Below are 9,099 nucleotides of genomic sequence, written 5' to 3' on the forward strand. Positions count from 1 at the left end.
ATGGGTGTGTGACAACCTCATTCTGGCACAACTGATGCCGTAGGGGGCCGTCCACCCCATCAGAAGCCACGGGCGTGGCGCGTAGTCGCATGGGCCCCGGCTCGGCAGCGCATCGCTGAAGAAGCGCCGCGCTGCGTCCGGGGCACGAAACCGTAGGGTGGGCAAAGGCGCGCTTGCGCCGTGCCCACCATCGATCCAACACCGCAACAGAAGCGGTGGGCACGCTTCGCTTTGCCCACCCTACGATATCGTGGCGCGGAGAGAACGCCTCAGCTCTTCCGCTCCGGCACGCGCTTGATCTTCGCACCCAGCGCGTTCAGCCGTTCCTCGATGCGCTCATAGCCGCGCTCGATCTGGTCGGCATTGTTGATGGTCGAGGTGCCCTCGGCGCAGACGGCCGCGAGCAGCATCGCCATGCCGGCGCGGATGTCGGGCGAGGTCATCGTCGCGCCGTGCAGGCGGCTGGGGCCGGCGATGATGGCGCGGTGCGGATCGCACAGCACGATGCGCGCGCCCATCGCGATCAGCTTGTCGACGAAGAACATCCTGGATTCGAACATCTTCTCGAACATCAGGATCACGCCCTCGCATTGCGTGGCGGTGACGATCGCGATCGACATCAGGTCGGCCGGAAAGGCCGGCCAGGGCTGGTCCTCCAGCTTCGGCACATGGCCGCCAAAGTCGTCCTGGATCTTCAATGTTTGGTTGGAGGGCACGATGAGGTCGTCGCCCTCGATGCGGCAGACGATGCCGAGCCGCTCGAAGCCCATGCGGATCGAGCGCAGATGCTCGACGCCGGCGCGCGTGATGCGCAGGGGCGAGCGCGTCACGGCGGCAAGCCCGATCAGCGAGCCGACCTCGATATGGTCGGGCTGGATCCGGTAGGTGGCTCCGCCGAGCGTCGCTGGACCATGGATGATCATGGTGTTGGTGCCGATGCCTTCGATCCTGGCGCCGAGCGCGACCAGGAAATTGGCGAGGTCCTGCACATGCGGCTCGGAGGCCGCGTTGCGCAAATAGGTGACGCCGTCGGCGGCGACCGCCGCGACCAGCGCGTTCTCGGTCGCGGTGACGCTCGGCTCGTCCAGGAATACGTCCGCGCCCGCGAGCTTGGGCGCGCGGAATTCGAGTCGGTCGGTCGCGGTGACCTTCGCGCCGAGCTGCTCCAGCGCGAGCACATGCGTGTCCAGACGTCGGCGTCCGATGACGTCGCCGCCCGGCGGCGGCAGCATCACTTCGCCGCAGCGGGCGAGCAGGGGCCCGGCGAGCAGGATCGAGGCGCGGATGCGCACGCACAGCTCGGGGTCGAGGTCGGCGGCGCGGATGCTCTTGGCGTGGATGTGAAGCGTGTTGCGCGCGGACCATTCCGCCGACGCCCCGACCGAGCGGACCAGCTCGACCAGCGTCTCGGTGTCACGGATCCGCGGCACGTTCTCCAGCACGACCGGATGCTCGGTCAGCAGTGCGGCGGCGATGATCGGCAGCGCCGAATTCTTGTTGCCGGACGGCTCGATCGAGCCCGAGAGCCGGTGACCGCCCTCGACGATGTATTGGATGGGCGCCACGGGGTTCTCGCTGTCCTGTTGGGGGCTGTTTCGGGCGGAAACTACAGAGATTTGACCGCGGGAGCAATTGTGCTGGCTGGGACCCGCACACGTCCGTCCGGCGCTTGTGGCAGGACGCCCGCCCTTAGAACAGCCCGATGATATTCCCGATGACGTAGAGGATCGCGATCAGGATCAGGGCCCCCATCATGAAGAAGGAGATTTCGATGGCGATGGCGCCGGTGCCGAGTGTGGCGGCGACAGCGGCAAGGAGCCGTTCCTCCCGGAAGATCAGGGAGAGCACCGAAAGCAGGATGGCGAGCAGGCCGAGCGAGATTGCCGTGACCGATGCGGTTTCACTCCAGCTTCGTCCGGCCGATTTCTCGACCTTCGGAGCCTGATACTCCACGCCCTTCACCTTCGCGACGATGCGGTCCTTGATGCGATGTCCGGTGTCGACGATCACCTTGTCCGCCGGCGGCGGCGGAAACACGATCGGTACGACCCAATGCGGAAGCACAGCCGCCATCAGTGCCAGCACACCGACAATGCTGCCGATGATGCCGAGGCGGCGTGAGGGCGCGGCGGAGCTGGTCGTTGCAGAGGCGGTCATGGCGCGACACTTCCCGGCCGGAATTGGCCTTGCGGGTTCATGCCGTTTCGTCGCGATGGCGGGTAGGGAGGTTCAGGGGCGGCCTAGAGTGCAGTGGGGCTCGTAGCCAGGACGGCGGTGCGCTCCCTCCCCCGCTCGCGCGGGAGGGCGGGGGAGAGGGTGTCTCCGCAATGGAACAATCCCCTAGAGGAGAAAGCCCTCACCCGCCACGCTCTGCGAGCGTGTCGACCTCTCCCGCAAGCGGGAGAGGTGCAGCGAGTGCTTGGCTGGCACCGAGAGCTACGAACTTGAGAGGCGATCAAATATCGATCGTCGCGCTCAGCGAATGTTCCTGGATGAAATCGCGGCGCGGCTCGACCACGTCGCCCATCAGCTTGGTGAAGATGTCGTCGGCCTCGTCGACCTCCTTGACCTTCACCTGCAGCAGCGAGCGCACCTCGGTGTCGAGCGTCGTTTCCCAGAGCTGCTCCGGATTCATCTCGCCGAGGCCTTTGTAGCGCTGCAGGGTGATGCCCTTGCGGCCCGCGTCGGTCACGGCCTCGAACAGATCGACCGGACCATGGACCATGTGCTCTGTATCCTTGCGCCGCAGCTTGCCGGAGCGGGCATAGACGTCCTGAAGCCTGGTCGTGTACTCGTCGAGCTTGCGGGCCTCGGCGGAGCCGAGCAGCGCGTCGTCGATGACGGCGGCTTCCTTGACACCGCGCACGGTGCGTTCGAACAGGAAGCCCTGGCCCTCGACGAATTGTCCGACCCAGCCGCGCTCGACCTCTTCGGCCTGGTTGTCCAGCCGGCTCGCGATGTATTGCGCAGCGGCCGCCGCCTTCTCGGGATCGCCGTAGATTTCCTTGTTCAGCACGCCGGTGATGGCGGCCTGCTCGACCACCTTGCGGTTATAGCGGCTGTGCAGGTTGCGCAGGATGCTGCGGACGATTCGGGCGTCGTCGACCAGCGCGCGAAGATCGCGCCCGGAGCGGTCGCCGCCGGTGCCGGGGATGTACACGCAGTCGTCGAGGCCAGCGTCGATCAGATAATCTTCCAGCGCGCGCTCGTCCTTCAGATATTGCTCGGACTTGCCGCGCGAGACCTTATAGAGCGGCGGCTGGGCGATGTAGAGATAGCCGCCATCGATGATGTCGCGCATCTGCCGGTAGAAGAACGTGAGCAGCAGCGTGCGGATGTGGGCGCCGTCGACGTCGGCGTCCGTCATCACGATGATCTTGTGATAGCGCAGCTTCTCGACCGAGAACTCGTCGCTGATGCCGGTGCCGAGCGCGGTGATCAGCGTGCCGATCTGCTCGCTCGACAGCATCTTGTCGGGACGCACGCGCTCGACGTTGAGGATCTTGCCGCGGAGCGGCAAGACGGCCTGGAACTCGCGGTTGCGGCCCTGCTTGGCGCTGCCGCCTGCCGAGTCGCCCTCGACGATGAAGAGCTCGGACTTGGCCGGATCCTTTTCCTGGCAGTCGGCGAGCTTGCCGGGCAGCGAGGAGACCGAGAGCGGGCTCTTGCGCGTCAGCTCGCGCGCTTTTCGAGCAGCTTCACGGGCCGCCGCGGCCTGGATCACCTTGCCGACGATCATCTTGGCCTCGGACGGGTGCTCCTCGAACCAGGCCTGAAGCGCCTCGTTGAGGACGTTCTCGACCACGGGGCGCACTTCCGAGGACACCAGCTTGTCCTTGGTCTGCGACGAGAATTTCGGGTCCGGCACCTTCACCGAGAGAACGGCGGTGAGACCTTCGCGGCAATCGTCGCCGGTCAGCGCAATCTTTTCCTTTTTGGCATTGGCCTCGGCATAGCCGTTGACCTGGCGCGTCAGCGCGCCGCGGAAGCCGGCCAGATGGGTGCCGCCGTCACGCTGCGGGATGTTGTTTGTGAAGCACAGCACGTTCTCGTGGTAGCTGTCGTTCCACCACAGCGCGGCCTCGACGCCGATGCCGTTGGCTTCCGAGCGCACCATGATCGGCGTCGGCACCAGCGCCTTCTTATTGCGGTCGAGATATTTGACGAACTCCTCGACGCCGCCGGAATAGTGCATCTCCTCGCGCTTCTCGACCGCGTGGCGCATGTCGGAGAGCGCAATGTTGACGCCGGAATTGAGGAAGGCGAGCTCGCGCAGGCGGTGCTCGAGCGTGGCGAAATCATATTCGATGTTCTTGAAGGTCTCGGTCGAGGCCAGGAACGTCACCTCGGTGCCGCGCTTGCCCGGCGCGTCGCCAACGACTTTCAGCGGTGCGACGGCATCGCCATGGGCGAACTCGATGTAGTGCTCCTTGTCGTCGCGCCAGATGCGCAAACCGAGCTTGCTCGACAGCGCGTTGACGACGGAGACGCCGACGCCGTGCAGGCCGCCTGAGACCTTGTAGGAGTTCTGGTCGAACTTACCGCCGGCGTGGAGCTGGGTCATGATGACCTCGGCCGCCGAGATGCCTTCGCCCTTGTGGATGTCGACGGGAATGCCGCGGCCGTCGTCGCGCACGGTGACGGAATTGTCGGCGTTGAGAATCACGTCGACGCGCGTGGCATGGCCCGCGAGCGCTTCGTCGATCGCGTTGTCGACGACCTCGTACACCATGTGGTGCAGGCCCGAGCCGTCGTCGGTGTCGCCGATATACATGCCCGGGCGCTTGCGGACGGCGTCGAGACCCTTGAGCACGCGGATCGATTCCGCGCCGTAATCGCTCGCGTTGGAGGGCTCGTTTTCGGCAGCGTGCTGCCGAGCAGGTTCTGTCATGAGAGGCCTTCGAGATGTCGCCCGAATCAGCGGCGCAAAAGGCGCTGATTTGCGAGGCTATTTGTGCCATGAAAGACCGCTTGCGCCTAGCGCAAAGTATCTCCCGGCAACCCTTTGAGCAGATAGGGTTTTTCGGCAAGTTTTCAAGGCTTTTGCCGGGCGATTTCGGGCGCTGCAAAAAGCCCGATTCGTGGGCGGTTTTCGGCCGGGGAAGGCGTGGTTTTTGCGGTGACGTGGATGCCTGTTCCGAAGGCGCCGTGCCGCCGCGGAACGGGCCATCGGGTTCAGTAGATCTGGTCCGGCTTCTTATCGTCGTCCCCCAAACTGAGGGACCAGGCCTCGCCGGCAGCCACGGTGATGGTGTCGGTGTGCACCCGATGGCCCGACACCAGCAGCGCGTAGGAGTATGTGCCGGGCGGCAGATCCAGCGTTTGCGGATGGTTGACGCCGCCCGCGATCTCGATGGTCTGGCCGTTGATCGCGAGCGAGGCCACATCAGGTACGAGATAACCGAAGATCAGCCGCGCGTGTCCTGCGATCGGCAGGAAGTTGGCCTTGGCCGCAACCTCGGTATTTCGTTGCACGAGGTCGATTGTGGTCTCGCTCTTGACGCGGTCGAGCGTCAGCGTGCCCGGCCCCTTCGGGGAGGCGAAGACGAGCCGCGCGTGGTCGGCGGCGACCATCGCGCCATCAGGCCTCTCCTGCCAGCCGCGCTTTCCGAGTTCTGTGCGGTAGAACGCCAGTACGTCGCTGAGCTCTGCAGGTACATGGGCTTTGAGCTCGCGCCGGAACGGGACATCGATGCCGGACGCGCGCATGGTGCTGAAGCTGGAGTGACTGGCTCGCGTCGGCACGGGCATGTCGGCGTGGGGATCTGCTGCGGTAAGGGGCTCCTGCGAGCAGCCTGCAAGAAGCGCGAGGCCGCACACCAACAGCCACCACCGTGCCGGGACCTTCGCCCCGTGCCTTGCCGTCATCATGCCACTCTCCAGGAGTACCGCGATCCTCGCGCGATGCAGCGGCTGCGACACGGTCGCCGCCGCCTTCTCGACGACTAGTCGCCCCACGAACCCGGACGGGTTCAACGAGGCCCATACACCCGCGGACATGCGATCAGTACATCTGCAGCGGCAGCACGTCGCCGCTCGGGCCCACCAGCAGGCCCCAGGCCTCGCCGGCGACAACGGTGAGGGTCTCGGTGCGGGCCGGGCGCCCGGGCAGGCGTAGCGCGTATTGGTACTTGCCCGGCGGAAGGTCGAGCATCGGCCCTTTCGGTGATTGCGGACCGCCGGCGCCGGCTGGGATCTTGACGGTTTGCTTGTTGATCGTGAGCGACGCTTCCTTGTCGCCCATGTTGCCCATCATCACCCGGGCCTGTCCGGCCTTCGGCATGATGTCGGCCTTGGCCGCGGCATCCGCGTTCTTCTGCGCCAGATTGACTGTGGTCTCGCCGTTGGCGCGGCTGAGCTTGAGCACGGCCGGGCCTTGCGGCGAGGCGAAGTCGATCTGCGCGCGATCGGCGGACGCGGCCGCGCCGCCGGTCTTTTCCTGCCAGCCGAGCTTTGCAAGCTCCGCACGGTAGAAGGCGAGGACCTCGTCGAGCGAGGCGGGGATGCTGGCCTCCAGCTCGCGGCGGACCGGCGTCTCGCTGCCCGGCATCTTCGAGGTGGCGAGCGATTTCGTCGAGCGCTGCGTCGGCACCGGCAGCGGGGATTCGGGATCCGGCTTCAGCGGCTCGGCGGATTTGGCCTGCACCTCCGGGACGACGGCCGGCCTGGCCGCGGCCATCACCAGGCCCGATGCGCTGGCGCTGACATTCACCTTCGGGCCCATCTGCATCACCGTCATCGAGATCGACTTGCCGCCCTTGGAAAATTCCATCACCGCCATGTTGGGTTGGTTGATGACGGAAGGCTGCTCCTTCCAGCCGGTGGGCTTGAGCGATGCGCGATAGAATGCGGTAAGCGCCTTGACGCTCGAGGTGGAGGAGAATTCGAGGTGGCCGTCGCCGCCTTCGAACCTCACGCCCTCTGCGCTCTCGGGCAGCGGCACCGGCGTCTTGCTGTCGGCAAGCGCGCTGAGCGGCGCATCGGACAGCGCGGCCGCCTGCACCTTGCGCCTCGCCTCGTCAGCGGCGATGAGCTGCTGAGCCGCACCAAGCGCATCGCCGAGGAACTTCGCGTCGGCTTCCTTCTTCGCCTTGGCGCGGGCGGCGAGCGCGGAGTCCTTCACCTGCGCGATGAGGCTGACCATGGTGAAATCATATTTGCGGCCGAGCCGCAGCACGCCGGTTTCATCGGTGTTGGAGATCTTGATCGCCACCTCGTCGCCGGGTGCGAGCGGCGCGCTGCCATTCTCCTGCCAGCCGCGTGCGGCGAGCTCGCGCTGGTAGAAGGCGAGCACGGCGGGCAGCTCGGCCATCGCTGCGGCCGAGATCTCGCGCTTGTTGGAGCTGGCGCTGCCGAGGCCCCGCGCAGATTTGGTCGGTTTGGGCCGCGGCAGGCCGGCCATCTCGCTGTCGGCCTCGAGCACCTCCGGCAGCGCGAACGGCGCCACCCGGATATCCACGTTGGTCCGGCCGTCGTCGCGGCGCGTCAGCGTCAGCATCACCGGCTTCTGCTTGGAGAAGCCGGTCTCCTGGTTATCAGGGTGCGCGTAATACGCGCGCAGACCGTTGGGGATGGTCTCATCCAGATTGCTGGTCCAGCGCGCGGCGGTCTCCGCCGTGAGCTTCTGCCAGCCGATCGCAGCCATCTCGCGGCCAAAGAAATCCGACGTCGCATCGAGCGCGGTGGGCGCGATGCAGCCGAGATAAGGCCTCGTGCCATCGAACATGAGGTCGGTCGCGCCATCGGGGAACGGCACGTTGCCGTAGATCCGGTCGGAGGCGTAGGTGACCATGGATTGATCCGGGCGGCCGAGGCCTTGCGTGAAATGAACCGACAGGCCCTGACGTCCCTTCTTGAAATTCAGCGTCGTGCTCTTTTCGTCCAGCGGCCGCAGATAGGGCACCCAGCCGTCGGCGCCGAGTAGCTTTTTCAACGCCGGCGCCGTCACAGCTTCCGACGTCGGCATGCGATATTCGAGGCGCCAGGATTCGGACCGCGAGGTGTCCTCCACCGCGCCCTCGAGCTTCGGCAGCGCGTGGACATCGACGATACCGCTGTCCGCGGCAGCCGCGATCGAGCAGCTCGCCAGCAGGACGAGGCCGCAGGCCAACAGCCGCCATCGTGCCGGGACTTGCGTCCCGCGCGGGATCATCGACATCGTCAAGCTCCTGAATGGCGCGGGGTCGTCATGCCCGCGCATTTGCAGGCGACGCCCCGATCGGCGCGGCCTCAGACCAGAAGTCGCGGCAGGAACCGGCCAGGTTCAACAGCCATGGCCGAACAGCGGCTCAGTACAGCTGCAGCGGCGGCCACGCCTCGCCGTCGCGCCCGATCGTGAGCTCCCAGGTATCGCCGGCTGCGACCGCGAGCATGCTCGTTCTGGCCGGACGGCCCGGCACGCTTAGTCCGTAGCTGTATGTGCCGGGCACCAGGTCCACCGCGACGGCGTTGGCGCCGGCGGGGCGCGGGATGGTCCGCTGGTTGATCGTGAGCACGGCTTCGTTCTCGCCGATATTGCTGAACACCAGCTTGGCCTGGCCGGGTTCAGGCAGGACGTTGGCGCGGGTCGCGGCCTGCGCATTCTTCTGCACGAGCTGCACCGCGGTGCTGCCCTCCTTGCGGTCGAGCTCCAGCGCTGCCGGCCCGATCGGGGAGACGAAGGCGAGGCGCGCGTGATCGGCGCCGACCACCGCGTCATCCTGCTGCTCCTGCCAGCCGAGCTTTCCAAGCTCGGTCCGATAGAACGCGAGCACGTCACTGAGCGCCGCGGGCACGCGGGCTTCGAGCCTGGTCCGGAGCGGCGCCTCGATGCCGGGCATCACGGTGGTGTGGATCCCCCGATAGCTATAGCGGGTCGGTGCGGGGAGCCTGGCCGCGGGATCCAGCGTCAGCGCGGCCGGGAACAGCGGCGGCAGGTTCGACACGAAGGCGCCGGCGCTTGCCGCGAGCAGGCAGCTTGCGAGGAGAGCAAGGCCGCACGCAATGAGTTGCCATCGTGCCGGAGCTTGCGCCCCACGCCCCACCGTCGCCATGCTCATGCTCCAAGGGTATCGCGCCAGTTGTGAAATCCTGCGCGATGGCCGCCTCTTGCAGCCACAA

General features: G+C 66.4%; 6 protein-coding genes. All 6 read right to left on the reverse strand.

Annotation, left to right across the window (positions count from 1 at the left end; all coding sequences use genetic code 11):
* Positions 1–269: 269 nt before the first annotated feature.
* On the reverse strand, positions 270–1,565 hold the full coding sequence (murA, locus tag XI05_RS09350; protein WP_212255605.1) for a UDP-N-acetylglucosamine 1-carboxyvinyltransferase: 1,296 nt from the start codon (positions 1,563–1,565) through the stop codon (positions 270–272).
* 124 nt (positions 1,566–1,689) lie between these two features.
* A complete protein-coding gene (locus XI05_RS09355) occupies positions 1,690–2,157 on the reverse strand; it encodes a hypothetical protein (protein WP_260381373.1) in 468 nt (155 codons plus the stop codon).
* Between the two features lie 298 nt (positions 2,158–2,455).
* Positions 2,456–4,891, reverse strand: a complete 2,436-nt coding sequence (gene gyrB, locus XI05_RS09360; protein ID WP_271500822.1) for a DNA topoisomerase (ATP-hydrolyzing) subunit B — start codon at positions 4,889–4,891, stop codon at positions 2,456–2,458.
* Between the two features lie 284 nt (positions 4,892–5,175).
* Positions 5,176–5,871, reverse strand: coding sequence for a hypothetical protein (locus XI05_RS09365; RefSeq protein ID WP_271500823.1), 696 nt, complete (start codon positions 5,869–5,871; stop codon positions 5,176–5,178).
* Between the two features lie 133 nt (positions 5,872–6,004).
* Positions 6,005–8,158 (reverse strand): hypothetical protein, encoded by a 2,154-nt coding sequence (locus XI05_RS09370; protein ID WP_271500825.1) that lies wholly within the window; start codon positions 8,156–8,158, stop codon positions 6,005–6,007.
* A 130-nt stretch (positions 8,159–8,288) separates the two neighbouring features.
* Positions 8,289–9,032 carry a hypothetical protein gene (locus XI05_RS09375; RefSeq protein ID WP_271500827.1) on the reverse strand — a complete coding sequence of 248 codons (744 nt, stop codon included), beginning with the start codon at positions 9,030–9,032 and terminating at the stop codon, positions 8,289–8,291.
* Positions 9,033–9,099: the final 67 nt, after the last annotated feature.

The organism is Bradyrhizobium sp. CCBAU 11357, assembly GCF_028128865.1.
In the GTDB taxonomy this organism is placed as follows: domain Bacteria; phylum Pseudomonadota; class Alphaproteobacteria; order Rhizobiales; family Xanthobacteraceae; genus Bradyrhizobium.

Bases quoted from the DNA above. Each gene is read 5' to 3' on its own strand.
- gyrB (WP_271500822.1), bottom strand. From the start codon at position 4,891: ATGACAGAACCTGCTCGGCAGCACGCTGCCGAAAACGAGCCCTCCAAC.
- XI05_RS09365 (WP_271500823.1), bottom strand. From the start codon at position 5,871: ATGATGACGGCAAGGCACGGGGCGAAGGTCCCGGCACGGTGGTGGCTG.
- XI05_RS09355 (WP_260381373.1), bottom strand. From the start codon at position 2,157: ATGACCGCCTCTGCAACGACCAGCTCCGCCGCGCCCTCACGCCGCCTC.
- XI05_RS09375 (WP_271500827.1), bottom strand. From the start codon at position 9,032: ATGGCGACGGTGGGGCGTGGGGCGCAAGCTCCGGCACGATGGCAACTC.
- XI05_RS09370 (WP_271500825.1), bottom strand. From the start codon at position 8,158: ATGTCGATGATCCCGCGCGGGACGCAAGTCCCGGCACGATGGCGGCTG.